Genomic DNA, 26,131 nt, shown 5'->3' on the forward strand with positions numbered 1-26,131 from the left:
AGCAAGACATGAAAAACAAGCTTACGAAGAAAGGGTTAAGGGAAGCGGGGCAGGGATACCTTTTTATGTCCCCAACATTATTTGTTCTGTTGACGTTTATCTTAGGGCCGATCATCTATGCAATCTTCCTGGCGTTTAATAAAGTACAGCTTCTGGGAGCAGTAAATTATGATTTTGTCGGATTCCAAAACTTTGTGAGGCTGGTGGATGACAGCCGGGCTCATATTGCCCTATGGAATACAGCCAAGTATGTGTTTATTGTGGTTCCAGTACAGACATTTCTCGCTCTGGTCCTGGCAGCATCCCTGAATGCAGGTCTCAAAGGAGAGAAGTTTTTCAGGATCATCTATTTCCTGCCAACGCTTACTTCTTCTGCAGTCTTAACCTTGATATTTATGTGGATGTATAACCAGAACGGATTAATCAATAAAATCTTTGAGACGGTTGGCCTGCCTACTTATAACTGGATTGGCGATCCATCTATAGCGCTCAATTCTATTATGATTATGAATATATGGTCTACTGCACCGTTTTTTATGGTGATTTACTTAGCAGCCTTGCAGGGCATACCAGACTCCCTGTACGAAGCTGCAGATCTTGATGGAGCGAATGCCATTCAGAAGTTCTTTTTTATTACTGTTCCCAATTTACGGCCTGTGACATCCTTTGTTGTCATCATGGGCATCATTGGGACATTCCAGTTATTTGATCAGTCCTATATTTTTTCAGGCGGGTCAGGAGGTCCAAATAATTCAACATTGACTGTGGTCCTTTTAATCTATCAGTATGCATTTAAGAATCTAGGGACAATGGGCTATGCTGCAGCTTTGGCTTTTGCGCTTGCCGTCATCATCCTTGCAGCGACCTTATTGCAAAGAAGATTTTCAAAGGAAGAAAATTTCTGATCCAGTCAAAGTTAACTGGGACTCTTGGGAGGTATATAATATGAAAAAAATCGGTTTTGGGAGAGGGCTGCTGTATGCCATATTGGTTGTATATGCGATAATCACCCTGATTCCTTTCCTGTGGGCTTTGTCCTCTTCATTTAAAACACTGGAGGAAATCGTTTCCGGGGCTATCAGCTTCATACCCAAGAATTTCACCTTAGATAATTATAGAACGATATTCTTGGAGCAAGAGCTGTTTCCCCGCTGGCTGTTTAACAGCCTGTTTATTGGTGTGTCTGTTACGCTTCTGAATCTCCTGTTTAACTCGATGGCAGGGTATGCCCTTGCCCGGCTGAGCTTTCCTGGCAAAAAGACGTTATTCATTCTTATTTTGGCTGTGCTGATGATCCCGGGGCAGGTCACAATGATTCCAAACTATTTGATCTTAAAAGAGATTGGCTGGCTTAATTCCTATCAGGGAATGATTATACCGGGCATGGTCAATGCTACATTTATTTTTATGATGCGCCAGTTTTTCATCAACTTTCCGAAAGAGCTTGAAGAAGCGGCTGCACTGGATGGACTGGGTAAGTTCGGCACCTTTTTCCGCATTGTCCTTCCGATGGCAAAGCCTGCTTTGGCTGCCCAGGCCATTTTTGTCTTTATGGGGTCATGGAATGATTTCATGCGTCCGCTCATTATTTTGTCTGATCCAGAGCTGTTCACTCTGCCGCTCGGATTAAACTCATTTAAAGGTCAGTTCATCAGCTATTGGAACTATATCATGGCTGCCTCAATGGTGTTTACGCTGCCTGTACTGGTCATTTATGCTTTCTTTAATAAATATTTTATGAAAGGCATATCTTTTACTGGAGATAAATAATCGCTGGGACCTTTGATAAGGTCCTTTTTATTTTCATATACAAATTGTGCTAAAATTAAGAAAAGGAGTTTGATACTTATTTATTACTTGCTAACTGACAGTTAGCAACCCGATTAAGGGGCCTCCTGGCAGATTGAAGGGTTTCTTCTGAAGGATACGAGAAAAAGCTGAGGGAATTGCACGATGAAATCTTGCGGACAGCATATGCAGAGGTACGTTCGCACCGCTTCATAATAAAAGCACAAAAAAATAATGAAAAACCGGCCTGAAAAAGACAGGCCCGTGGAAGGAGTTTAATGATGGATTTGAAGCTGGGCTATATCATTTTATATGTTGAGGATTTGGAAAAGACGAAGCAGTTTTATGGCGAACTTCTCGGTCTCAATCTGAAAAATGAATTCGGCACCTATATAGAATATGACACAGGCAGTACGATCCTTTCCATGAACACTCGGGAAAATGGGCGTGAACTGACAGATCTTCCAATACCAGCAGGTTTCCGGGAAGAGCAGACGATGGAGCTGGGCTTTGTGACGGAGGATGTGGAAGGGACAATTGAAAAGGCACGCAAGGCAGGAGTCCGCATTTTGCTGGAGCCGGTAAAAAAGCCATGGGGGCAGACTGTCGCTTATATGGAAGATCCGGATGGGCATTATATTGAGATTTGCACGCCTATCGGCTAAAAACGCCTGGCCCTCTTTTTCGAGGGCTTATTTTTTTGCATCATCAGGATTCATCCGGATAAGTATTTTAAAGAAAATCAAAGAAAAACAGCAGAAAATCACTAATGCAGCGCTTACACCACCTCTTGTAAATTATCTGGAATATGGTATGATACTCTATGTTTTTGTCGGCCCGGACTTTGATGAGAGTTCAAAGTCACATTATAAATCCAAATAAATTAAGGGGTGTTCATTTGAAAGGTTTATCAATTAAAGAACAATGGTTTGGCAATGTCAGAGGAGATATCCTGGCCGGGATTGTCGTAGCGCTTGCGCTGATTCCCGAGGCGATCGCCTTCTCCATTATTGCAGGTGTAGACCCGATGGTCGGTCTCTATGCTTCTTTTTGCATTGCGGTCATTATTGCATTTGTCGGCGGACGGCCGGGGATGATTTCAGCGGCAACAGGAGCCATGGCGCTGCTGATGGTTACGCTTGTTGCAGACCATGGGCTCCAGTACTTGTTCGCTGCCACCATCCTGACCGGGATCATTCAGCTGCTGCTGGGTGTCTTTAAGCTGGCCAGGTTTATGAAATTCATTCCAAGGTCCGTGATGATCGGATTTGTGAATGCGCTCGCCATCTTGATTTTTATGGCGCAGCTTGAACAGTTTGTCGATGCTACATGGGTCATGTATGCCATGGTAGCCGGTGCGCTTGCGATCATTTATTTGTTTCCGCGCATGACAAAGGCTGTCCCATCGCCGCTTGTTGCCATTATTGTCATTTCTATCATTGCGATAACGACAGGTTCGGATGTACGGACAGTAGGAGACATGGGAGAGCTGACAAGAAAGCTTCCGGTCTTCCTGATTCCGGATATCCCGCTGAACCTGGAAACACTGAAGATTATTTTCCCTTATTCCCTCGGACTGGCCATTGTCGGCCTGCTTGAGTCACTTTTGACTGCTTCCATTGTCGATGATATGACCGACACGGAAAGCAACAAAAACCGTGAAGCCAGAGGGCAGGGGATTGCCAATATCATTAATGGATTTTTCGGCGGGATGGCCGGCTGTGCGATGATTGGCCAATCCGTCATTAATGTGAAGTCAGGGGGCCGGGGAAGGTTATCTACCTTGACAGCCGGTGTGTTCCTGATGTTCCTGATTCTCGTTCTCGGCGACCTGGTTGTCCAGATTCCGATGGCTGCGCTAGTAGGAGTCATGATTATGGTATCCATTGGTACATTTGACTGGACTTCTCTCCGCAATATGGCAAAGGTTCCTGCCACGGACTCCATTGTCATGGTCGTAACCGTTGTAACAGTTGTCTTCACTCATGACCTGTCTAAAGGCGTGTTTGCTGGGGTGCTCCTCAGTGCAATATTCTTCGTTGCCAAAATCTCAAAGGTAAAGGTGTCGACGATCCTGGATGAAAAAGCAGGAAAACGCACCTATAAAGTGACAGGACAACTGTTCTTCGCTTCTGTTACTGATTTTGCCGGCAGTTTTAATTTGAAGGAAACGGCGAAGGAAGTAGTCATCGATCTCTCTGAAGCACATGTCTGGGATGACTCTGCTGTAGCTGCCATTGATAAAATTGTGATGAAGCTCCGCGAAAATGGAACAAGCGTCCAGCTGATCGGCCTCAATGAGCCGAGCCTGCATCTGGTTGATAAGCTGGCTGTCCACAAACAGGAAGGCGCAAAGCTTTCCGGCCATTAATATAGAAAAAGGGAAGATATCCTAAACGGTGTCTTCCCTTTTTTTATTTTATACCTTTTTTATCCTGGCGAATTTCCTCTTTCCAACTTGCAGGATCAGCTCTGCCTGCAAAGAAACCTTCGTGTTAATGTCTTCAGCCTTTTCGCCATTCATCCTGACACCGCCGTTTAGAACCATCCATCTGGCTTCGCTTCTGGAAGGGAAGAAGCCGGCAAACATCAGCAATTCCAGCAGATCGGGCTCATCACTGCCATCCCATGTAAGGGCAGGCATGTCTTCCGGCATGGAGCCCTGCTGGAACACGCTTTTGAAATGGTCTTCCGCCTTTTCGGCAGCCTCATGTCCGTGGTACATGCTGACAATGGTTCTGGCAAGCTGCATTTTAGCATCGCGGGGATGAAGTGACCCTTCTTCAAGCTTTTCCTGGATGGACATCTTCTCAGCAAGAGGCAGGCTTGTAGCAAGGCGGAAGTATTTCTCCATCAGTTCATCTGGAATCGACATGGCTTTACCGTACATATCCTCCGGCTTTTCGTCCACCCCGATGTAATTGTTCTTGGACTTTGACATTTTCTCTTTTCCATCGAGCCCTTCCAAAAGAGGAACAAGGATTACCACTTGTTTTTCTTTGCCATAGTGCTCCTGTAAATGCCTTCCCATGAGGACATTGAAATGCTGGTCATTGCCGCCGAGTTCAATATCGCTTTCGAGCATTACTGAATCATAGCCCTGCATGAGCGGGTAGAAAAACTCATGGAGAGAAATGGGCTTCCCTGCCCCAAGCCGTTCAGAAAAATCATTCCGCTCGAGCAGGCGGGCGACTGTGATTTTGCCGGCCAGCTCGATGACATCCTGGAGATGAAGGGCAGACAGCCACTTGGAATTATAATGAAGCTCGGCCTTGCCCATATCAAGCACTTTGCCGAATTGCTCGAAGTAGGTTTCCGCATTATGCTTCACCTCTTCGTCATTCAGCTGTTTTCTTGCTGCAGATTTTCCGGTGGGATCCCCGATTTTTCCGGTAAAGTCGCCGATGATCAGCTGGATGGTATGGCCATTTTCCTGGAATTGCTTCAGCTTGTTCAATACGACAGTATGGCCCAGGTGGACGTCAGGTGCGGACGGATCAAGCCCGAGCTTCACCTTCAGCGGCTTGCCGAGGAAGAGTGATTTGGCGATCTTATTTTTCAGCTCCTGAAGAGGCACCACATCCTGAGTGCCGCTGGTATAAAGCTGATATTGCCTTTCAAGCTCCTTTTTCTGGTCGGGGTTCAGCTTTTCTATAAAATTCTCCACGATATATCCTCCTTATGTTTTTTTTGTTTGCGGCACTTCCTGATGAGTTTTGAACGCACAAAAAAACCACATCCCTGTAAAAAGGGACGTGGTTTTGCACGCGGTACCACCCTTGTTGAAGACACTTGTCTTCCGCTCGTTCGGATAACGGACCGTCCGTCCTTTGCTACTTCATGTTTCACAAAGAATGTTCAAGGAGGTAATTCACGTTTGCTTTTGTACCGGTTCGCACCAAACACCGGCTCTCTTCAAACAGGGAAGCAAACCCTACTGATTCCTGTCATAACTCATCTATTAGTTTCTGTTTACTGAATGTTAGAAACAGTTTAGATGATTATCCAGGAGATGTCAAAAGTAATTTTCAGGCTAAACAGCTTTTGCTTCATTTTTGAGCGGAACGGCTTTCTTTCCGCTTGCTTTGTCTGCCAGAATTGTGATGGCGCCGTCGCCTGTTACGTTGCAGGCAGTGCCAAAGCTGTCCTGGGCAAGATAGAGGGCAATCATCAAAGCGGTCATTGTCCCATTAAAGCCAAGCATAGATTCCAGCAGGCCGAGGGCAGCCATGACAGCGCCCCCGGGAACGCCTGGAGCGGCAATCATCGTGATCCCGAGCATCATGATAAACGGGAACATCTGCCCGAAGGATACTGCTTCACCCTGGAGCATAAGAACCGCAATGGAACAGCTCACTAGTGTGATGGTGCTCCCGGATAAATGGATCGTTGCCAGTAACGGCACAGCGAAATCTGCTGTCTTTTCCCGAGCGCCCAGCTTTTTAACCTGTTTCAGCGTGACAGGGATTGTTGAGGCAGAAGACTGGGTCCCGAGCGCAGTGAAATAAGCAGGAAGCATGGACTTCAGCAGGTAGAAAGGATTCTTCCGGGCGGCAGCCCCTGCCGCTGTGTACTGCAAAAGCAGGAAAAGGAAATGAAGGGCAATAATCATGATAAATACTTTTGCGAATACACTGATGATGCTTCCAACCTGTCCGCCGTGCGTCATATTAGCAAAGATCCCAAAGATATGGAATGGCAGCAAAGGGATAATGATTTTTTCGATTAGCATTTCAATGATAGTGCGGAAATCATCCATCACGTCCTGCAAAGCATTGCTTTTCAGGCCGGCAAGTCCAAGCCCGATTGTGAAAGCAAGCAGCAGTGCTGTCATAACGCCCATGACCGGCGGCATGTCCACCTGGAAAAAAGGAGCAGCGAGTGCTTCTTCCGGATTCCCGAATTCTTTTAAGCTCTGATTCTTAAGCAGGGCAGGGTACAGGCTGACAGCGGCAAAATAGGCGGCTGTCCCTGCAGCGATGGTAGAGGCATAAGCAAACCCTGTTGTAATGCCGAGAAGCTTGCCGGCACCTTTTCCCATTGTCCCGATGCCGGGAGCAATGAACCCGATGATGATTAAAGGGATAGCAAAGCCGAGAAAGTTTCCGAACAGGCTGTTGAATGTAGCGAACAGCCTGATGGCTCCTTCGGGTGAAAAAGAACCAATTAAAATGCCTAAAGCTATTGCAAGAATAATTCTGGGGAGTAGTCCTAGCTGTTTCATTGTTGTCCTCCTTAAAAACACATTTGTTTGTATAACGTGGATTATACAGTCGTAAACCTTTCTTGTTAAGTGGGAATTTTTAAAAGAAAATAAATAAAAATATTCTATAAATTCAAACTATATCACCTGGAATGCTATTTGAGAATAATACCTAAGAACCAGTTATCCAGGGGGATGGGGGAATTAGGGTTAATGGTGGCAGATGGGCATAGGAAATCATACATATATAGAAAGCAGGGCAGACTGGGAAAGAAAAAAATTCCTGCAAATAACAATAGTCAATCACGCCTTTTTCGCTTTTGGAGTGGTAAAATGAAACATGTGATTGAATAAATGGAGGGTTCCTTTTGATGAAAAAGAAGCTTGGATTATTATACGGCGGAAAATCCGCAGAGCATAAAGTATCAATGCAGACGGCTCTTGCTGTCATTAAAGCCTTGGATTTGGAGAAATTCGATATATATCCTGTTTACATAACCGAGGAAGGGGAATGGGTGAAGGGCCCGATGCTCGAAGCACCGGCTGAAAGCGTCAAGCAGCTGGAGTTCTCACAGGGAGAGGCTATGTCGCCTGCAGCCCTGGCACCGGCTATGTTCAAGTCAGCTGAAGAAAGCAGCTTTGACGTTATCTTTCCGCTCCTTCACGGTCCGAATGGCGAAGACGGCACGGTTCAGGGGATGCTTGAGCTCCTTAACCTTCCATATGTCGGCAATGGCGTGCTTGCCTCATCTGCAGGCATGGATAAAGTCATCATGAAGAATATCTTTGCCCAGGCTGGCCTGCCTCAGGTCAACTATGTATGGTTCGTCCGCAGCGAATGGCAAAAGGCTGGGGAAACAGCTTATGAGAAAGTGGAAGAAGAACTTGGCTATCCTTGCTTTGTCAAGCCGGCCAATCTTGGATCGAGTGTAGGAATCAGCAAATGCACAAATCGTGAAGAATTGGCAGCAGCTTTTGAAGAAGCATTCCAGTTCGACCGGAAGATCATTGTGGAGGAAGGCGTAACAGCGAGGGAAATTGAACTCGGCGTGCTTGGGAACGATGAGCCGGAGTGTTCGGTGGCCGGCGAAATCGTACCGAAAAAAGATTTCTATGATTATAAAGCCAAGTATGAGGATGGCGATACAGCCATGATCATTCCTGCTGAAATTACAGAAGAGGAATACAGCACACTGAACGAGATGTCGATCAGGGCTTTCAAAGCACTTGACTGCTCCGGACTCGTAAGGGCAGACTTCTTCCTGACGCGTGACGGCAAGGTCATGATCAATGAGGTCAATACAATGCCTGGCTTTACGCCGTTCAGCATGTTCCCGCTTCTTTGGAAGCATACAGGCGTGGAATATCCGCAGCTGATTGAAAGGCTTGTGAACCTGGCGATTGAAAGGCATACGGAGAAACAAAGCATCAAACATACAATGTGAAGTGATAAATGATAGAGGCACGGCTATGTGGCCGTGTCCCTTTTTCTATTAGTAGAACAGTTAGGAGGCGCAAAAAATGATTCAACGTACAATCGCTCAGATTGCCGGGATGATCCCCGTTTTAAATGACCACTCGGCTTTTTCAGACATCAGCATCAAAGGAGTATCTATAAATTCAAGGACAATGGAGCCCGGCAACCTGTTTGTTCCTTTCAAGGGTGAACACACCGATGGACACCGTTTTGTGGAGGATGCCCTTCGAAAGGGGGCGGCTGCTGCACTATGGCAGCAGGATGTTCCGAATCCGCCGCTTCACCTGCCGATCCTTGTTGTAGAGGACACGCTCAAGGCAGTGCAGCAGCTGTCAGAAGCTTACCGGAATGAGCTGGATATTAAGGTGGCCGGGATAACAGGCAGCAATGGAAAGACGACAGTGAAGGATATGACTGCCCGTCTTCTATCATTAAGATACAAGGTCCAAAAAACAGAGGGGAATTATAATAACCATCTTGGCCTGCCCCTTACCTTACTATCTTTGGAGGAAGATACTGAGGTTGCGGTCCTTGAAATGGGAATGAGCGGCTTTGGGGAGATTGAGTTCCTGACAAAGCTTGCCCGTCCGGATGTTGTCATGATTACAAACATCGGGGAATCCCATCTCCAGGATCTCGGCTCAAGAGCTGGTATTGCAAAGGCCAAGCTTGAAATCATCGAGGGCCTGAAGGATGATGGCATGATCATTTATCATGGGGATGAGCCCCTTCTAAAAGACAGGCTAAACGGCTACAGCGGTCCGGCGAAAGTCCGCTCGTTCGGCAAAGGCCAATCCAACAGCATCTATCCTGTGCGGATCGACCAGGAAGAGAAGGGGAGCGTTTTTCAGGCGAACCTTTCAGATATGGAATACCATTTGCCTGTGCTCGGTGTCCATAATGTTATGAATGCTCTCTGTGCCATGGAGGCTGCCCATTTTCTCGGAATCCCTTACGAGCAGATGAATGAAGGATTTGCTTCCTTGAAGCTGACAGCGATGAGGATGGAGCTTTCGGAAGGATGCAAAGGCGAAAAGGTCATCAATGATGCCTATAATGCCAGCCCGACTTCAATGAGAGCGGCAATTGATCTCGTGTCAGAGCTTTCAGGCTATAGCATAAAGGTGCTTGTGCTGGCTGATATGCTTGAGCTTGGAGATGATGAAGTGAGATTTCACCGCGAGATTGGCCAAGCGATCGACCCGGAAAAGATTGATTATGTGTTAACGTTCGGATCTCTCGGCCGCGTTATTGCGGAAGGGGCACAAGAGGTGTTTTCAGAGGAACGAGTTTTTGCTTTTTCTGAGAAAGGCCCATTGATCGAAAAGCTGCAGAGCCTGACGAATGCAGAAACAATTGTGCTGTTTAAAGGCTCCAGGGGCATGAAGCTGGAAGAAGCAGCTGAAGCACTAAAATAGGTTGATGGCATAAGGAAAAAAATCCCTGTTTCACATGAAACAGGGATTTTCTTATAACTATATCGGTCAGAGACGCAAAAGCTGGGCAATGGCCAATACCGCGCCAATGGCTATTGGAGAAGCAGTCAGAAGTGTTATGCTTCCTCCTTTATTAATATAGTTTTCGAGTGGATTAACCGCAGGGGATGCCAAAAAATAGAGAATTCTGTCGAATTTACTTTTTTTCCTGGAGATTTCCGGTATGTTTACATGGTAGGACTCCAGATGCATTTTTAAAAGCGGTTCCTGTTTTAATAATTCTTCTGCCTCATTTGGTTTTTCTTTGTTCAATCTCATCCACCTCCAGGACAGTTTTCAATGTTTTTATGGCATGATGGAGCCTTGACTTCACCGTGCCGACAGGGATGCCCACAACCTCTGCAATCTCTGCCTGAGGCATATCATGATAATAGCTTAGAATAATGACTGCCCTCTGTGCCTCAGGGAGGCTGGCGATGGCTTCCCGGACTGTCATTTTATCTGCCTGGTCCACCTGCCCTTCTGTTGAGGGGAGCAGGAAGGGCAGTAGCTTCTGCCATTTTTTCCGTCTATTCAGCTTGGTGATCATTAGATGGTAAGCGATTTGAAAAAGATAGGTTTTAACGCCTGCCTTCTTTGGGTCAAAGCTTGATTTTGACTGGTGGAGCTTCAGGAAAGCGTCCTGGACAAGATCGATGCTGAGCTGCTCCTCTTTCGTGAAGCGGAACAGAAAAGCATATAAGGGAGATTTAAGCGAAAGGTAAAGCTGGTCAAATGCCTCTTCGCTCCCGTCCTGGAAGGCTATCATAAATTGATTGGCCTTTCCGGCTTGATCAGTCATTCTGCTGAAGCTCCCTGACTCCTTTAATGACCATGGACAGCCGTGAAATAAGATAGGCTGTTCCGACAATCACCCAGGCCTGGCCCTGGTTCGTGAAAAATTGGACAAAAGGATTTTCAATGGTGCTTCCTCCGGAAATCATGAAGTTTAAGATCTGGATGCAGATGATGCTGTAGGCGGCCACGCCGATTGCGAGACCGTCGAAAACATTCCAGCGGAGGAGGACAGGCGACTTGCGGAAATTGATCCTGCCATTTTCTTTAACGACGTATTTCCGCTGAAACGGAATGGCGATAGAGAAGATGATGATCATAATAAATCCTGTGACAATCATTGAAACGATGAATCCAATCCCCATTTAAGGCACTCCCTTACTTGCATTGTATCTATTATACAAATGAAGGGGGATGGAGGTTCAATAGAAAAACAAAAAAACGGCGGGTGGCCGTTTTTTTTGTTCGGAAAGTTAAAAAGAGTTTGAAAACCTGTTGATTAGAGTGCAAGGCACGTAGACTCCTGCGGGAGATAGCGGCAAGGCTGAGACCCCGCAGGAGCTTGCTCTGAGGAGGCTCAGCGTCGCCCCGCGGAAAGCGAAGTGCCTGGAACGGAAATCAACAGCCCCATTTAAAGCAGGAGATACTTCTAGGAACAAAAAGGTTTACCTATCTCCCGGAACATTGTTTTTCCCGGCTAAGTAAGAAGCTCATAGATTTCATTCAGCTTATTGGCTCTTTTATAATCCAGTTCTTCTTTGGCATGCTGGATTTCAGGGGGGAGGATGCTGTTCAAAAAAGCGGCTTCCTGCTCGGTAAGTCTGCTTACAAACGCATTGTCTTCTTCCGAAAGATCGTCAGTGATTTTATGGTACAGCTCCCGGCATTCATGGGAGCGGTCCGTGTAATTGGACAGCAGTTCACGCAAATATCCCAGCGATTGGTTCATGATCATCACCTCATAGTTATAGTCCCTTACTAGGATGGTGAGTGAGTAAATGAAATATGTGCTCTGGCAGATAAATGTTTGAAAGAATTTTTAAAGGGTAAATGAAATGAAAAATCCGGTCCGACCCCCATAATCCGATTTACTGAAGAGAATGTTATACTAGAGATAGAAAAGCCTGGCCCGAAAGAGGCGCATAAAAGGCGTAGGAGGTTTCGTATGAGAGCATATTATCTGGATATTGACCGGCTGCTCGATGAAACCAGTGAATTACAAGAAGAGAATATATTTTATGCGATAGGCCAATTCGAGATAGACAAGCTCCTGGAGAGCACCCGGGATTGGTAAATTCATTGGTTCAGCCTTTAAGGCAGCACTCATGACAGCATAAAGGATTATACAAACAGGGGAAATATAGATACAAACGGGGGAGGCTGCCATTTTTCAGGCAGTCTTTTCTTTGATATCGCCTTCCTTTGCAGGGCGGATAATTTTGTTGGAATAATACTCATAGCAAAGTGTAAAATAAAGGAACTGTGAGAGCAAATCATACAGACGAAGGTGATGTACATGATCGGCTGTCTTTGTATACATGGATTTACAGGTGCTCCATTTGAAATCGAGCCGCTGACTGAGTATCTCAAGAAACATACTGCGTGGGAAGTGGCAGTCCCTACCCTGCCTGGACATGGGGACAGGCTGCAGCTGAAAGGCATTGAGTATAAAAAGTGGATAAGCCATGCAGAAGATGAACTCCAAAAGCTGATGGAAAAGTGTGATGAAGTCTATGTGATCGGTTTCTCCATGGGCGGGATCATTGCCAGTTACCTGGCAGTGCATTATCCCGTGAAAAAGCTGATCCTCTTAAGCGCGGCTGCCTATTATGTGAATCCAAAGCAGCTTGTGAAAGATATAGGAGAAATGATAAAGGACACCGTTAAAGGAAATCTCTTTAAGAATGAAATGTTCCTCAGATATAACCGGAAAATCAGGGAAACCCCGATTGCAGCCACGCTGCAGTTCCGGAGGCTGGTATCTTCTGTTAGGCCGATCATTAACCAGATCAGGATTCCTACCCTGATTGCCCAGGGGGAAGTGGACGGAGTCGTCCCGCCGCGCAGTGCCACATACCTATATGAAAATATAGGAGCATCGTCCAAAAAGCTTATTTTTCTAAAAGAATCGAAGCACCTGATCTGCCACAGCGGCGAATGTGAAGGGCTGTTCCAGGATATATTGGAATTTCTGCAGCATGAGGCATAATTGCCAGGGGGGGCACTTTATTGCAAAGCGCCCTTAAAAATGGTAAGATAAACCCTAAAGTGCCAAAGAGAAATTTCTTTGAAACCCGGACATACTCCACCTGGAGAATGTCTTTTTTCACTTTAATATATAGGTATGACTGCAAGGGGAGACTTCCGGGGCTGCCCGTTCGGCTTTATTATAAACATTGTTCATATACTGAATGAAATATAGCCAGCTGAAATAAGCTGCCATCTCCTTTACCGGGTTTCAGCAGCCAGGATCCCTCCACTCAGATCCCGGCAGAGATACAAGATCTTCGGTCCTCTTAGAACACTCCAAAACGCTTGCCTGCCGCTTTCAATGCAGGAAAGCATGTTTTGCCATGAATTGTCCGAGCGGCAGCTTACCCTGCTGATCTGACGCTAATCACCATAAATAATTGCCAAGAAACAGAAGGAGAGAATACATTGACAAAGTTTCAAGATTTAGGCATCAGTCCTGCTACAATGAAATCACTAAAAAGAATGGGGTTTGAAGAAGCTACCCCGATCCAGGCCGAAACAATTCCTTTGAGCCTGGCAAATAAAGATCTGATCGGCCAGGCGCAGACCGGTACGGGAAAGACCGCTGCATTCGGAGTTCCGCTGATTGATAAAATCGACACAAGCAAGGATGTTATCCAGGGGATCATCATTGCTCCGACCCGGGAGCTTGCAATCCAGGTGTCTGAAGAACTATATAAGATCGGCTACGGAAAAAGAGCACGCGTGCTTTCTATTTACGGAGGCCAGGATATCAACCGCCAGATCCGTGCCCTTAAAAAGCCCCCTCATATCATCGTTGGAACACCGGGAAGGGTGCTTGACCATATTAAACGCAAGACGCTCCGCCTGGACAATGTTCACACAGCGATCCTTGACGAAGCAGATGAAATGCTGAACATGGGCTTTATCGAGGACATCGAATCCATTCTGGCAAGCGTTCCTGTGGAAAGACAGACCCTCTTGTTCTCTGCCACAATGCCTGCACCGATCCAGAGAATGGCAGAAAGATTCATGAGAGACCCGCAGATCATCCGTGTCAAAGCAAAGGAAATGACGGTTCCGCTTATTGAGCAATTCTATGTGGAAGTACAGGAGAGAACCAAATTTGACGTACTGACTCGCCTTCTGAATATCCAGTCACCAGAACTGGCCATCATCTTTGGGCGTACCAAAAGGCGTGTGGATGAGCTTGCAGAGGCGCTGAATTTGAGAGGCTTCCTTGCAGAAGGAATTCACGGAGACCTCAGCCAGGCAAAGCGTATGTCTGTCCTGAGAAAGTTCAAGGAAGGATCCATCGATGTTCTTGTTGCGACTGATGTTGCTGCGAGGGGTCTTGATATTTCCGGCGTAACACATGTATACAACTTTGACATCCCTCAGGATCCTGAAAGCTATGTTCACCGCATCGGCCGTACAGGGCGTGCAGGAAAAGAAGGAATGGCGATGACATTCATCACGCCTCGTGAGAAATCATACCTGGCTGTTGTTGAAAGAACGACCAAGAGCAAGATGGGAAAAATGGTGCCGCCTACGCTTGCTGAAGCCCTCGAAGGCCAGCAGAAGGCAGCAGTCGACAAGATTTCACAGGCAATCAGTGCCAATAACCTGGAAAACTATAAAGAGGCAGCTGATGAGCTTCTTGAGCAGCACGATGCTTCTGACGTTGTGGCAGCTGTCCTGAAGCTGTTGACGAAAGAGCCGGACGATACTCCTGTCAAGCTGACAGAAGAAAAGCCGCTTCCTTCCAAAAGGGACAGAAAGCCATATGACCGCAGAAGAAGCAATGACAATAGAAGAGGCAGCGACAACAGAAGAGGCTATGATTCCAAAAGGAAAGACGGCCAATACAAACCAAGGCAGGGACAGGGCGGACGCCGTCAGGGCAATTATTCCAACCGTACCTCCGATAGCAGCCGTTAATAGAATATAAAATTGGGCAGGGTACGGGATTACATCATTCCGTACCCTTTTTGCTGTTTTAATTGGATTTTGGCGGAGGTGCGCACAGTAATTTCCTTCGTCTTCCGTTAGGATTCTACACATAAAAAGGGATGGATTCTACACAAAACTGGGCCGTTTCTACATAAATCTAAAGGAATTCTACGCAAAATACATAAATTTCCGTTAATCTCGATAAACCAGCTCTCCTTTTTTAAAAAAGAAATTGGCGCATACTAAGCGGGATAATGAACATTAAAGGGAGGTTGCTCTTTGACGATCATAAAGCTTGGATATGTAGCGATGAGCGTGCATCTGCAGAATTGTTCGCCTTCGCAAACCATGACCTACAAACAATTTTCCGGCATTAAGGACCGGGAAGCAGCCATCAGGAAGCTAGAGCGGATTGCGATATCCAATCTTGAGAACTGCCTGCGCCTCCTGAAGCATAATGCTGCCCATGATATTTCCTTTTTCCGGCTCAGCTCCAAGCTGATCCCGCTCGCCAATCATGAGGAGCTGTCCGATTGGAAATACATGAGGCCGCTAAAGCCGGCTCTCCAGGAACTGGCGGACTATATTAAAGAACATAGAATGAGGGTCGATTTCCACCCCGATCATTTTGTCCTGCTGAATGCCCTGAAGCCGGAAATCCTGAATGTCTCGATCAAGACGCTTTCCATGCATAAAGCTTTGCTGAAGGGGATGGGAATTGAACCAGAGCACCGGTGTGTCCTGCATGTGGGCGGGGCTTACAATGACAAGGAGAAGGCACTGGAGCAGTTTGTCCATAACTGGGGACTGATCCCGGCAGCCATCCAGCAGATGGTCATGCTGGAGAATGATGATACGGCATTCACTTTGGACGATACGCTGTATTTGTGCGAAAAGCTTGGCATCCCGCTTGTTTTTGACTATCACCATCATTTGGCCCACTTTGAAAATGAAGACTGGATGAGCAATTGGGAGCGGGTTACTTCGACCTGGAAGCATGCGAGGCTTCCCATCAAGATGCATATATCAAGCCCCCGCTCCGCCAAGGACTTTCGGGCCCATGCTGATTATGTTGATCCTGTCATGTTCATGGACTTCCTGAAGAACATCAATGGGAGCGTACCGGAAATTCATTGCATGATTGAAGCGAAAAAGAAGGATGATGCCCTTTTCAAGCTGGCAGACTACCTCCGGAATGAAGCGGGTTTGGAAGAAGTGGACCAGGCAGCGTTCAAAATATAATTTCCTCACGGGCAGCCTGAAGTCCTGTATACTGGAAGGTATAAAGACTGAAGGACGGCTTCAAACTTAAAGTGCCTTTTCGGGAGGAATTATTTTATGAGCACCGGACCAAGAAAAAGGATTTCAAAAAGGGCCCTCCCGGTATGGAGGATATCAGGGGCGATCCACTCAGGCATTTTTGTGATTGCGATGGGAGGGGCTGCGGCACTTGCCTTTATTTTCGACGGGCCCGGATGGATTATCCCGGCTGCCGTCATCCTGGCATGTGTGTATATGTATTTTTTTATTATTCTTTTCCCTTCGCTGAAGTGGAAAAGGTGGCGCTATGAGGTGCGGGAGCAGGAGATCGAACTTCAGCACGGCATATTCATTGTCAAAAGGACGCTGGTCCCAATGGTCAGGGTACAGCATGTCGATACAAGGCAGGGGCCGATCCTGAGGAAGTATGCGCTGTCCACCATTGCCGTGTCTACAGCAGCTACTGTCCATGAGATACCTGCGCTTGATATGGACGAAGCAGAAGGTTTGCGCCTCTCCATTTCAAAGCTGGCAAGGGTGGCTGATGAAGATGTCTGAGCCGAAGAGGCTGCATCCGATCTCTGCGGCTGCCAACTTTTTCAAGCAGCTTAAAGAACTTATTGTACCGTTTTTAGTATTCATTGTTTTCGGATTTAAGAATTCAAACTGGGACCTTTTCTACCTGATTGGCTCTGCAGCCGTAGTCCTCCTTGTGCTGGCGGGCGGCATCCTGAAGTGGCTCCGCTTTACCTACCGGGTAGAGGAGGGGGAGCTCCGGATTGAATATGGGGTCTTTGTCCGCAAGAAAAGGTATATCCCTTTTGAAAGGATTCAGAGCCTTGATTTTTCCGAAGGCATTCTGCACCGTCCGTTCGGGCTAGTGAAAGTCAAGGTGGAAACGGCGGGGACGAGCGGGACTCAGGAGGCAGAGGCGACCCTGACAGCCATTACCAAAGCGGAGGCTGCCGCCATCCAGGCGGAGCTTACAGCGGAGAAGGGCAGCGGGGACGGAGAGAAGGAAGAGGCCGGCATTAGCGGACAAGACATTTATAAGATCTCGCCCGGACAGCTTCTGCTGCTTGCATCCACTTCCGGCGGGGCTGGAGTGGTCATTTCCGCGGTGATTGCTTTTTTCTTTCAGTTTGAGGAGATCATTCCCTATGAAGCTCTTTTTCACCGCTTTGAGCATTTTGCAGAAAATGGCGTCATTTTCATCAGCGGGGCTGTATTTCTGCTCCTGCTGCTGGCATGGGTGATCGCTGTCATCGGGACAATGCTAAAATATGCGGGCTTTACCGTCAGAAGAGAGGAAGATGACCTGGTCATCTCCAGGGGACTTTTGGAGAAAAGGCAGCTTACGATTCCCCTGCACAGGATACAGGCGCTCCGTTTCAGTGAAAATCCTGCCAGGCAGCCGCTCGGATTCGGTACATTATATGTGGAAAGCGCTGGCGGATCGGCAGTTGATAGGGATAGTGCCAAGGTGATGCTTTTCCCGCTTATCCGAAGGAATGAATTGGGGGAGCTGATCGGGCATCATCTTACAGATTATAATGCCGCAATCGAGCTTGCGGGGCTGCCGAAAAGGGCGCTGCCGCGGTATCTTCTCAGGGGGCTCCTTGTTGCGGCTTTATTCATTATTGTGCCGCCGGCCATCTTTCGTCCATGGGGATTTCTGTCCCTTTTGCTGCTCCTGCCGGCCGTGGTCTGGTCCTTTTTGAAATTCAGGGCAGCAGGGTGGCATATCAGCGGAAGCCAGCTAACGCTCCGATACAGGACGTTCAGCAAGCATACGGTTTATATGATGAAGAATAAGGTGCAGTCGCTCAGCCTGAAGGAAAGCCGCTTTCAGAAACGGAAGCAGCTTGCGACAGTGGAAGCTACTGTCAAGTCCGGCTCGGGAGGGTCTGGAGGGAAGGCAGCTGACCTGGACATAAGTGATGCAGAACAGATTTATAAATGGTACTCCAGAGAAAAATAACAGCCATAAAGAAAAGCGCCGGCTGGCGCTTTTTCTGCATTATCTATTCCTTTTTAATGAAAGCGCTCCTATAAGAAAACCGGAGATGAACCCGAAGATGTGCGCGGAAATATTGATGTTTGGCTGGATGAAGGTCATAATAAGCCCAATGACGGCTATCGTAATGATGATCTGTGAATTCTCGCGAGACATCAAGTCTTTCCGGAAGTATGCGACCGCTGCAAAGAAGCCAAACAGGCCGAAAATGGCCCCGCTTGAGCCGACATGTGTGTAGGTGAGCGGCTCAAGCAGCAGGGTGGCGACATTGGCCGAAATGCCGGTGATAAGGTAGATGCCGGCAAATTTCGCCTTTCCTGCAATCCTCTCCAGGGCAGGGCCGAACAGGACAAGGGAAAAGCTGTTAAACAGGACATGCGTAAAGCCGCTGTGCATGAATATCGGGGTGGCAAGCCGCCACACCTCACCTTCCCTGATGAATAAATTGACTCCGGCAAGCCTTTCAAATATGTAGGAATTCGGAAATACAGGCAGAACAGTCAGCAAATAGAATAGTATATTCAAAAGCAAAATGATGGAGACAATGGGATAGAAGCGGATGAATTCCCTGAAGCTCTCTGTCCTTGTAAACATAACAGTCCCCTTTCTATTTTTATCAGTTAAGGAAGGTTAATTATACTATAGCGTGAAAGAGCCGGAAATGGCCACTGCTTGTATACTATTGTGTATGCAAGCTGCAAACCAATTAGAAGGATGATGCATGTGATTGAAGGGATCGGCATTGATATCGTTGAAATTGAAAGAATCAGCAGGATGGCCAATCGGGCTAAGTTTTCAGAACGCATCCTGACTGAGGGGGAACTGGCTAAATATATAACGCTGAGCGAAAAGAGACAGCTTGAATTCATTGCAGGCCGGTTTGCGGCAAAGGAAGCTTTTTCGAAGGCTAATGGCACAGGGATAGGAAGCGAGCTGTCTTTTCAGGATATTGAAATATCAAATGACCGCAAAGGGAAGCCATTCTTCAGCAAGCCTGAAAGAGAAGGCCTCCATCTTTCCATTTCCCACAGTGAAAGCTATGCTGTTGCCCAGGTTGTCATTGCAACCCCGCTGCCAGGAATCCGGGAGTAAAAAGCTGTCATAGGCCAAGTCATATTCCCGGAGGTTGTCTCATATATTCATAGTGCGACAGGAGAGACAAGGCTATCCGATTTGCCAGCCGGCATTCAAGCCGCGGCTGCTGTCCGGCTTGCCAAGCCTCTCCTTCAGAACGCGGAATGCCTGTAAGCAGGCAGGAAGCGCACAATTGATGAAATGAGACAGAAGGGGTTGAAGGAATGAAGAAAAGATTGTTCATGCTTCTCGCCGGGCTTTTGGCCATCTTTGCCTTAACTGCCTGTGGAACTAAATCACAAGAGGATGTGGTGAAGGAGCTTGGCGGAAAAGTGGAGGAACTGAAGGGATATAAAGCAGAAGCGAAAATGACCCTTCAGATGGGCACGGAGCCCCAGACTTATGCGATTGAAATCTGGCATAAAGAACCTGCCTACTATCGCGTCAGTCTGAAAAATCCTGAAAAGAATCAAAGCCAGATGATCCTCCGCAATGATGAAGGCGTTTTTGTCCTGACACCGGCCCTCAACAAGAGCTTCAAGTTCCAGAGCGACTGGCCGCAGAACAGCAGCCAGGCTTATCTGTACGAGTCCCTGCTGCAGGATATCCTCGAAGATAAAGAGGCGAAATTCAGCGCTACCAAAGAACATTATGTTTTTGAAACAAAGACGAGATACCAGAACAACAAGATGCTTCCTTACCAGGAAATCACCCTTGATAAAAAGGACCTGGCCCCTGTCAGCGTCAAGGTCATGGATTCAGACAGGAACCCGCTGGTGACCGTTGACTTCTCAAAGGTCGACTTCAAGGCTGCCCTTGATAAAAAAGATTTCGACACCCAGAAAAATATGACCGGGGCCCAGATTGAGGTTCCAGTCATGGCAGAAGAAGCGGCCAGTGAGGAATTCTCTGTCAAATATCCGCAGGCCGAGCTTGAAAATGTCAGCCTGATCGATGAAAAAGAAATCAGCATGGAGGACGGCAAACGCTTTATCCTGACATACGGCGGCGACAAGTCCTTCACACTCATCCAGGAAAAAGCAGATGTCATGCCGGCAAACACCTCCTATACTTCCGAATCAGGGGAACCGGTGGATCTTGGCTTCACAATAGGGGCCATAGACGATAATAAAATCAGCTGGACCCACGGCGGAGTGGAATATATCATCGCATCCAGCGACCTGACGAGGGAAGAAATGGTCATGCTTGCACAATCAGTGCAGGGAGATGCAGTGAAATAATGGAAAGGCAGATGCTCTGGAACGGGCATCTGCCTTCTTTTTGCGGAGGCCGATTTACGGAGAAAGCCGCCTCCGCATTTCGATTTGTCCAGCTCCGGCTCCTAGGTGCTCGAGTCATAAGCCACTTTGGAACCGAAGGCAAAGAACGCCTTCAATCCCAAATCGTCTTATGCTTGTCGCACCTGAACAGTCGCCTCCGCATTTCATTTGTCCAGCTCCGGGCGCTAGCCCCTCGAGTCATAAGCCAATTAGGCCAGAAGGTTAAAGAACAACCTTCCGTCCTGCTCGTCTTATGCTTGAGGCCCGCAGGACGCGGGTCATGCAGGCGTTGCCACAGGACGTGGCGCTCTTAGCCTGTGTTCCTTGATTGAGCAAGCGCCCTCCGCATTTCTTATTGTCCAGCTCCGGCGGCTAGAGCCTCGAGTCATAAGCCACCCAAGAATGAAAGGCAAAGAACGCCTTTCATTCTTGTGCGTCTTATGCTTGTCGGCTCTGGGCAAGCCACCTCCGCATTTCGGTTGACATTAAGATTCCAGAGTTCGATAATAATTTGTATACTTTTTGAACGGAAGGAAAAGGACGTGAATGGCAATGGATTATCCCACAGGGTTTTACCGGGATACATGGGCTGAAATTAATCTTGATCATATAAAAGAAAATGTGAAATCAATGAAGAAGCTTCTTCCTGGAGATGTGAAGCTCTTTGCTGTGGTGAAAGCAAACGGATACGGGCATGGAGATATCCAGGCTGCGGGGGCGGCCCTTGAGGCTGGGGCGGATTGCCTGGCTGTTGCCTTTTTGGATGAGGCTCTTTCCCTCAGGCAGAGGGGAATTGAGGCCCCGATTCTGGTATTAGGTGCCAGCAGGCCTGAGGATGCACCACTGGCTGCATCTGCGGACATAACCCTGACGGTTTTTCAGGTAAACTGGCTCGAGAAGGCACTTCCTTGTCTGCAAGGGAAGAGACTGACTTTTCATGTAAAGCTCGATACCGGAATGGGTCGGATCGGCGTAAGGGAGAAGGACGAGCTGCTTGCCATTGAGAAGCTTGCAGGGCGGGAGGATGCCTTTGAGCTGCAAGGCATCTATACTCATTTTGCAACAGCTGATGAACTGGACGATTCCTATTTCCGGGAGCAGCTCGGCAGATTCAGGGAAATGCTGTCATGGCTCGGCAAGGTGCCGGAAATGGTCCATACCAGCAACAGTGCTGCTTCGCTCAGATTTCCAGAAGCACGCTTTAATGCTGTCAGAATGGGAATCAGCATGTACGGCCTCACCCCATCGCCGGAAATTGAGCATGAGCTGCCATTCCCGCTAAAGGAGGCTTTCTCGCTTCATGCCAGGATCGTGCATGTGAAAAAGCTCCAAAAAGGTGATAAAGTCAGCTATGGCGCCACCTATGAAGCAGAAGGCGACGAATGGATCGGCACCCTCCCAATCGGCTATGCAGACGGCTGGATCCGCAGGCTGCAGGGTCAGGAAGTGCTGGTGAACGGGAGCAGAGTCCCCATTGTAGGAAGGATCTGTATGGATCAATGCATGATCCGCCTGCCATACGGGGTGGAACCTGGAACAGCTGCGACCTTGATAGGTGCGCAGGGGGACAGTATGATCTCCGTCAATGAAATTGCGGCAAAGCTTGAGACCATCAATTACGAGGTCACCTGCATGATATCCAGCCGGGTGCCGCGCGTGTATAAGCAGGAAGAAAAGACTGTGGATCTGAATAACCCGCTTCTCGGCAAGCAGGGCAAGCTTTGAACGGGGGAGCTCCCTGCTGCTCCCGTTCCAGCTAAGCCATTTCATTCATATTTCAGGAAATAAATGCGTATTAATGCATAAAAGGATATTTTTTTGGCCGATAATACAGAGGAATTGCTGATTAGTCCTTTGCACAGCAGCTGAATAATGGTAATATAAAAAATGGTAGAGATAAAAAATGGTGTGTAGTGATGGTGGAGGTGTATGTTTGTGTCTGAGTCCAGCGCAACAACAGAGATCATGGTAAAGTTACCGCAGCATCTTTTAACCGAGTTAGAAAGCTTTGTTAAGCAGGAGAATGTCAATCGGAGCGAATTCATTTATCAGGCAACGAAAATGTATTTGCGTGAGCGGAAGAAGAGACAAATTCGTGAGTCGATGAGAAGAGGCTACATGGAAATGGCAAAAATTAATCTGACGATTGCATCTGAGGCATTCCAAGCGGAATATGAGGCAGAACACACAGTTGAACGTCTAGTAAGCGGAGGATAATCCTTTGATTGTCAAACGTGGCGACGTTTATTTTGCAGACCTATCCCCAGTTGTTGGTTCAGAACAAGGCGGCGTACGTCCAGTACTTGTCATCCAAAACGACATCGGGAATCGGTTCAGTCCCACAGTAATAGTTGCAGCCATTACAGCCCAAATTCAAAAAGCTAAGCTGCCTACTCACGTTGAAATTGATGCGAAGCGTTACGGTTTTGAACGAGACTCTGTCATTCTGTTGGAACAAATTCGTACAATTGATAAACAACGCTTAACCGATAAGATAACCCATCTCGATGACGAAATGATGGAAAAAGTGGATGAAGCTTTGCAAATAAGCTTGGGTCTTATTGAATTCTAGTTATAAGCACGCACGCTCTTTCAGGGTGTCTTTTTATAACACACAGATTCGCTGTGTCTTCCGGAAAACCAAGAGATAAAGGATTTGCTTTATCTCGGGTACATATCAAATTTTAACCTACTTAATATTGTGTATCTGCTGAGGACAAGCATGTGTGTTGCTTGTCTTTTATTATGTCTATTTTTGCTGGACAGGATAGATTGCAAAGGTTTAATCATCCGAAAAACGGGTAAAATTAAAAGTCTTTCTTCTAGTTCCAATACTTAGAGGTTTTATTTGACTGTGCCTAACTGTTATCATTAAATGGTATATATATATATTTTTTGTTTACATTTTTAAATTTGGTTTACAAGTGCCGGGTAACTCCATCTTTAGAAATATTTGTATGTTAAAATGGGGAGGATCAAATGGATAAAAAGGTTTTGGATTATATTCAAGCTCGAAAAGATGAGATCTTCAATGAATGGGTTAGCAGCACGAAGGAAAACGCGGATGAAAGGGTGATACGCGTAGTTTCGGACCAGGTTTTCACAGGTACGAGCTATGAGTTCATCGATTTGATTATATCGAATATAAAGGGGACGAATGAGGAGTTCACCTCCAAACTGTCCGATTTTGCCGAAAAAGTAGTCCGGCTCGGCTGGCCGCTGAGTTTTGTGACGAAAGGGCTTCAGACTTTCGGAAAAATCGTTTTTGATGGAATGCAGGGGGAAGGGCTGATTACCTCTGAGAACCAGCTGGAAATCGTCAAGGACTTTGAAAGCTGGATGACGCCCGTCTCCAATGAAATTGTCGATATGTATTCCTCGACCTGGGAAAGAACCGTCTCCCTGCAGAAAATTGCCCTTCAAGAGCTGTCCGCTCCATTAATCCCTGTTTTTGAAGGTATTACTGTAATGCCCCTGGTGGGCACCATAGATACGGAACGTGCAAAGCAAATCATGGAGAATCTCCTGAATGGAGTGGTCAAACATCGATCGGAAGTGGTTTTAATAGATATCACAGGCGTGCCTGTCGTGGATACCATGGTGGCTCATCATATCATTCAGGCAGCAGATGCCGTCCGCCTGGTGGGCGCCAAGTGCATGCTTGTCGGGATCAGGCCTGAAATAGCCCAGACCATCGTGAATCTGGGGATTGACCTGAATCAATTTACAACGAAGAACACACTGAAAAAGGGAATTGAAGCAGCACTTGAGCTGACTAGCCGTAAAATTGTAGCTGTGGAGGGAGAACAGTGAGAATACCTATATTAAAATTGCATGACTGTCTGCTAGTGTCCATTCAATGGGAACTTGATGACCAGACAGCACTCCAGTTTCAGGAAGACTTGCTTCATAAGATCCATGAAACCAGTGCAAATGGGGTTGTTATAGACTTAACATCCATTGACTTTATCGATTCTTTTATTGCCAAGGTCCTTGGCGACGTTATAAACATGTCCAAACTGATGGGTGCAAAAGTCGTCATTACCGGTATACAGCCAGCTGTAGCTATTACGCTAATTGAATTAGGCATAGGGTTAGATGATGTCCTTACTGCATTAGATCTAGAAAAAGGTTTGGAGAAACTTCAACAGGAATTGGGGGATTAAACTGTATGGGTATCCAATCCTGCGTAAAAATCATTAATGAATGGGACATCGTAGCAGCACGCCAGCTGGGGCGTAATGTTGCAAAGGAGCTTGGGTTCGGTACAGTGGACCAGGCCCGTATTACGACGGCCATCAGTGAACTGGCCAGGAATATATACTTATATGCCGGACAAGGTCAAATATGTATAGAGAAAATTTATGACGGCGGCAAAGCGGGATTGCAGATCGTAGCAGTGGACAGCGGCCCTGGAATAAATGATATGCGCCAAGTCATGGAGGATGGGTTCTCTACCTCCGGCGGACTGGGAGCCGGTCTGCCAGGGGTTAAGAGACTGATGGATGAATTCTATATCAGCTCATCACCCGGAGACGGTACAGATATAAGAGCGACTAAATGGCTTCGTTAGGGGGAGGCATTATGGATTTCCGAGAAATGATGGAATCAAAGTATCGGGATATTCTAGAGAATTATTTAAAAGACCAGTCAGAACAGACGCTGTACCAAGGTCAAAAATTCAGTAGAAAATCCATTGAACATAAGATATCACCAGAGGAAATCATCAGTCTTCACAAAAGTCTTCTGTTTGAAATTTATCCTGATCTTCCCGAAAATGTACTTCATTCCTTTGATGTGCTGCTTGAAGTGATGATCGGCTACGGCCTTGCATACCGCGAGCATCAGAGCTTAAGGCATAAACAGGAAGAATTGAGGTCCGAAATGGAAATTGCTGCGAACGTCCAGCAGACACTGCTCGGCACGAGCGTACCTGCTGTCGATTCCCTTGACATTGGGGCAATCAGTGTTCCGGCAAAACATATGAACGGGGACTATTATCATTTTGTTCAGGATGAGCATAATAACATAAGCATCGCCATCGCCGATGTCATCGGCAAAGGGATTCCAGCGGCCCTGTGCATGTCAATGATCAAATATGCCATGGACAGCCTGCCGGAAAACCGCCATGAGCCAAGCAGTGTGCTTGAGAACCTGAACAGGGTTGTAGAGCAGAACGTCGACCCGAGCATGTTCATTACCATGTTCTACGGAATGTACAATACGGAAAGCCATCTTTTCCATTACGCGTCTGCAGGCCATGAACCCGGATTCTATTATAATGCTGAAAAAGATGAATTCAGCGAGACGACTGCCAAAGGGCTGCTGCTCGGGGTCGACAAGCGGACGAAGTATAAGCAGTTCGAGAAGGAGGTTCATCCCGGGGACATGATCGTGCTTATGTCTGATGGGGTGACTGAGTGCCGGACAGATGAGGGCTTTATTGAAAAAGATACGCTGATTGGATATATACGCAAATACATCCATCTCAGCGCGCAGGAGATAGTCACAAATATTTATAAAGAACTTGAAAAGCTTCAGCATTTTCAATTGCGTGATGATTTTACATTAATAATATTAAAAAGGAATGTTTAG

Annotated in this window: 28 protein-coding genes and 1 other annotated feature; of the genes, 21 read left to right on the forward strand and 7 right to left on the reverse strand. The window is 47.0% G+C overall.

Features of this window, described 5'->3' with window-relative positions:
* Positions 1 to 8 precede the first annotated feature (8 nt).
* The 4 genes from N288_RS01345 (at position 9) to N288_RS01365 (ending at position 4,159) form a co-directional block, all read left to right on the forward strand.
* Positions 9 to 905, forward strand: a complete 897-nt coding sequence (locus N288_RS01345; RefSeq protein WP_009795757.1) for a carbohydrate ABC transporter permease — start codon at positions 9 to 11, stop codon at positions 903 to 905.
* Positions 906 to 945: 40 nt separating this feature from the next.
* The gene (locus tag N288_RS01350; RefSeq protein WP_009795758.1) at positions 946 to 1,770 is read left to right on the forward strand and encodes a carbohydrate ABC transporter permease; all 825 of its coding nucleotides are present in this window, start codon (positions 946 to 948) and stop codon (positions 1,768 to 1,770) included.
* Between the two features lie 299 nt (positions 1,771 to 2,069).
* Complete coding sequence (locus N288_RS01355) at positions 2,070 to 2,453, forward strand: VOC family protein (protein ID WP_009795759.1); 384 nt, start codon at positions 2,070 to 2,072, stop codon at positions 2,451 to 2,453.
* 233 nt (positions 2,454 to 2,686) lie between these two features.
* Positions 2,687 to 4,159: a SulP family inorganic anion transporter gene (locus tag N288_RS01365; RefSeq protein ID WP_009795761.1), complete on the forward strand. Its 1,473-nt coding sequence runs from the start codon at positions 2,687 to 2,689 to the stop codon at positions 4,157 to 4,159.
* A 48-nt stretch (positions 4,160 to 4,207) separates the two neighbouring features.
* Here the strand turns inward: N288_RS01365 and tyrS are convergent, their stop codons facing one another.
* Both tyrS and N288_RS01375 read right to left on the reverse strand, forming a co-directional pair.
* Positions 4,208 to 5,455: a tyrosine--tRNA ligase gene (gene tyrS / locus N288_RS01370; protein WP_009795762.1), complete on the reverse strand. Its 1,248-nt coding sequence runs from the start codon at positions 5,453 to 5,455 to the stop codon at positions 4,208 to 4,210.
* A gap of 79 nt (positions 5,456 to 5,534) precedes the next feature.
* Positions 5,535 to 5,748 (reverse strand) — a binding site (T-box leader).
* A gap of 73 nt (positions 5,749 to 5,821) precedes the next feature.
* Positions 5,822 to 7,012, reverse strand: a complete 1,191-nt coding sequence (locus tag N288_RS01375; RefSeq protein ID WP_009795763.1) for a dicarboxylate/amino acid:cation symporter — start codon at positions 7,010 to 7,012, stop codon at positions 5,822 to 5,824.
* 350 nt (positions 7,013 to 7,362) lie between these two features.
* Between N288_RS01375 and N288_RS01380 the strand changes: the two genes are divergently transcribed.
* On the forward strand, positions 7,363 to 8,436 hold the full coding sequence (locus N288_RS01380) for a D-alanine--D-alanine ligase (protein ID WP_009795765.1): 1,074 nt from the start codon (positions 7,363 to 7,365) through the stop codon (positions 8,434 to 8,436).
* A gap of 76 nt (positions 8,437 to 8,512) precedes the next feature.
* On the forward strand, positions 8,513 to 9,886 hold the full coding sequence (locus N288_RS01385) for a UDP-N-acetylmuramoyl-tripeptide--D-alanyl-D-alanine ligase (RefSeq protein WP_009795766.1): 1,374 nt from the start codon (positions 8,513 to 8,515) through the stop codon (positions 9,884 to 9,886).
* Positions 9,887 to 9,952: 66 nt separating this feature from the next.
* On the opposite strand, the gene N288_RS01390 is transcribed toward N288_RS01385, so the two are convergent.
* The 4 genes from N288_RS01390 to N288_RS01405 form a co-directional block, all read right to left on the reverse strand.
* Entirely contained in the window at positions 9,953 to 10,216 is a 264-nt protein-coding gene (locus N288_RS01390; RefSeq protein WP_022543246.1) for a hypothetical protein, read from the reverse strand.
* A complete protein-coding gene (locus N288_RS01395; RefSeq protein ID WP_035403469.1) occupies positions 10,194 to 10,712 on the reverse strand; it encodes an RNA polymerase sigma factor in 519 nt (172 codons plus the stop codon). Before N288_RS01395 ends, N288_RS01390 begins: the two co-directional genes overlap by 23 nt.
* A gap of 25 nt (positions 10,713 to 10,737) precedes the next feature.
* Positions 10,738 to 11,103, reverse strand: coding sequence for a hypothetical protein (locus tag N288_RS01400; RefSeq protein ID WP_009795769.1), 366 nt, complete (start codon positions 11,101 to 11,103; stop codon positions 10,738 to 10,740).
* Between the two features lie 332 nt (positions 11,104 to 11,435).
* Positions 11,436 to 11,687 (reverse strand): sigma-G-dependent sporulation-specific acid-soluble spore protein CsgA, encoded by a 252-nt coding sequence (locus tag N288_RS01405; RefSeq protein WP_022543247.1) that lies wholly within the window; start codon positions 11,685 to 11,687, stop codon positions 11,436 to 11,438.
* Positions 11,688 to 11,903: 216 nt separating this feature from the next.
* On the opposite strand from N288_RS01405, the gene N288_RS25605 reads away from it, so the two are divergent.
* The 6 genes from N288_RS25605 (at position 11,904) to N288_RS01430 (ending at position 18,146) form a co-directional block, all read left to right on the forward strand.
* Complete coding sequence (locus N288_RS25605; protein WP_009795771.1) at positions 11,904 to 12,032, forward strand: hypothetical protein; 129 nt, start codon at positions 11,904 to 11,906, stop codon at positions 12,030 to 12,032.
* A gap of 222 nt (positions 12,033 to 12,254) precedes the next feature.
* On the forward strand, positions 12,255 to 12,947 hold the full coding sequence (locus N288_RS01410) for an alpha/beta hydrolase (RefSeq protein ID WP_009795773.1): 693 nt from the start codon (positions 12,255 to 12,257) through the stop codon (positions 12,945 to 12,947).
* 488 nt (positions 12,948 to 13,435) lie between these two features.
* On the forward strand, positions 13,436 to 14,893 hold the full coding sequence (locus tag N288_RS01415; protein ID WP_170939572.1) for a DEAD/DEAH box helicase: 1,458 nt from the start codon (positions 13,436 to 13,438) through the stop codon (positions 14,891 to 14,893).
* 291 nt (positions 14,894 to 15,184) lie between these two features.
* Positions 15,185 to 16,147, forward strand: coding sequence for a UV DNA damage repair endonuclease UvsE (gene uvsE, locus N288_RS01420; RefSeq protein WP_022543249.1), 963 nt, complete (start codon positions 15,185 to 15,187; stop codon positions 16,145 to 16,147).
* Positions 16,148 to 16,243: 96 nt separating this feature from the next.
* Complete coding sequence (locus N288_RS01425; RefSeq protein ID WP_009795778.1) at positions 16,244 to 16,723, forward strand: PH domain-containing protein; 480 nt, start codon at positions 16,244 to 16,246, stop codon at positions 16,721 to 16,723.
* Positions 16,716 to 18,146: a PH domain-containing protein gene (locus N288_RS01430; protein ID WP_022543250.1), complete on the forward strand. Its 1,431-nt coding sequence runs from the start codon at positions 16,716 to 16,718 to the stop codon at positions 18,144 to 18,146. The genes N288_RS01425 and N288_RS01430 overlap by 8 nt, the downstream gene beginning before the upstream one ends.
* Before the next feature lie 39 nt (positions 18,147 to 18,185).
* Here the strand turns inward: N288_RS01430 and N288_RS01435 are convergent, their stop codons facing one another.
* Entirely contained in the window at positions 18,186 to 18,776 is a 591-nt protein-coding gene (locus N288_RS01435; protein WP_009795780.1) for a rhomboid family intramembrane serine protease, read from the reverse strand.
* A gap of 129 nt (positions 18,777 to 18,905) precedes the next feature.
* Here N288_RS01435 and acpS point away from each other — a divergent pair, with 129 nt between their 5' ends.
* The 9 genes from acpS (at position 18,906) to N288_RS01480 (ending at position 26,131) form a co-directional block, all read left to right on the forward strand.
* A complete protein-coding gene (gene acpS, locus N288_RS01440; RefSeq protein ID WP_035403472.1) occupies positions 18,906 to 19,274 on the forward strand; it encodes a holo-ACP synthase in 369 nt (122 codons plus the stop codon).
* 206 nt (positions 19,275 to 19,480) lie between these two features.
* Positions 19,481 to 20,497 (forward strand): LolA family protein, encoded by a 1,017-nt coding sequence (locus tag N288_RS01445; RefSeq protein ID WP_022543252.1) that lies wholly within the window; start codon positions 19,481 to 19,483, stop codon positions 20,495 to 20,497.
* Positions 20,498 to 21,082: 585 nt separating this feature from the next.
* Entirely contained in the window at positions 21,083 to 22,261 is a 1,179-nt protein-coding gene (gene alr, locus N288_RS01450; RefSeq protein ID WP_009795784.1) for an alanine racemase, read from the forward strand.
* Between the two features lie 210 nt (positions 22,262 to 22,471).
* The gene (locus N288_RS01455) at positions 22,472 to 22,753 is read left to right on the forward strand and encodes a CopG family ribbon-helix-helix protein (RefSeq protein ID WP_009795786.1); all 282 of its coding nucleotides are present in this window, start codon (positions 22,472 to 22,474) and stop codon (positions 22,751 to 22,753) included.
* A gap of 4 nt (positions 22,754 to 22,757) precedes the next feature.
* A complete protein-coding gene (gene ndoA, locus N288_RS01460; RefSeq protein WP_009795787.1) occupies positions 22,758 to 23,108 on the forward strand; it encodes a type II toxin-antitoxin system endoribonuclease NdoA in 351 nt (116 codons plus the stop codon).
* Between the two features lie 407 nt (positions 23,109 to 23,515).
* The gene (locus N288_RS01465; RefSeq protein ID WP_009795788.1) at positions 23,516 to 24,349 is read left to right on the forward strand and encodes an RsbT co-antagonist protein RsbRA; all 834 of its coding nucleotides are present in this window, start codon (positions 23,516 to 23,518) and stop codon (positions 24,347 to 24,349) included.
* On the forward strand, positions 24,346 to 24,702 hold the full coding sequence (locus N288_RS01470) for an STAS domain-containing protein (RefSeq protein ID WP_009795789.1): 357 nt from the start codon (positions 24,346 to 24,348) through the stop codon (positions 24,700 to 24,702). Before N288_RS01465 ends, N288_RS01470 begins: the two co-directional genes overlap by 4 nt.
* Before the next feature lie 5 nt (positions 24,703 to 24,707).
* Positions 24,708 to 25,109: an anti-sigma regulatory factor gene (locus N288_RS01475; protein ID WP_009795790.1), complete on the forward strand. Its 402-nt coding sequence runs from the start codon at positions 24,708 to 24,710 to the stop codon at positions 25,107 to 25,109.
* A gap of 11 nt (positions 25,110 to 25,120) precedes the next feature.
* Positions 25,121 to 26,131 (forward strand): PP2C family protein-serine/threonine phosphatase, encoded by a 1,011-nt coding sequence (locus N288_RS01480; protein WP_022543254.1) that lies wholly within the window; start codon positions 25,121 to 25,123, stop codon positions 26,129 to 26,131.

The organism is Bacillus infantis NRRL B-14911, assembly GCF_000473245.1.
Taxonomy (GTDB): Bacteria; Bacillota; Bacilli; order Bacillales; family Cytobacillaceae; genus Bacillus_AB; species Bacillus_AB infantis.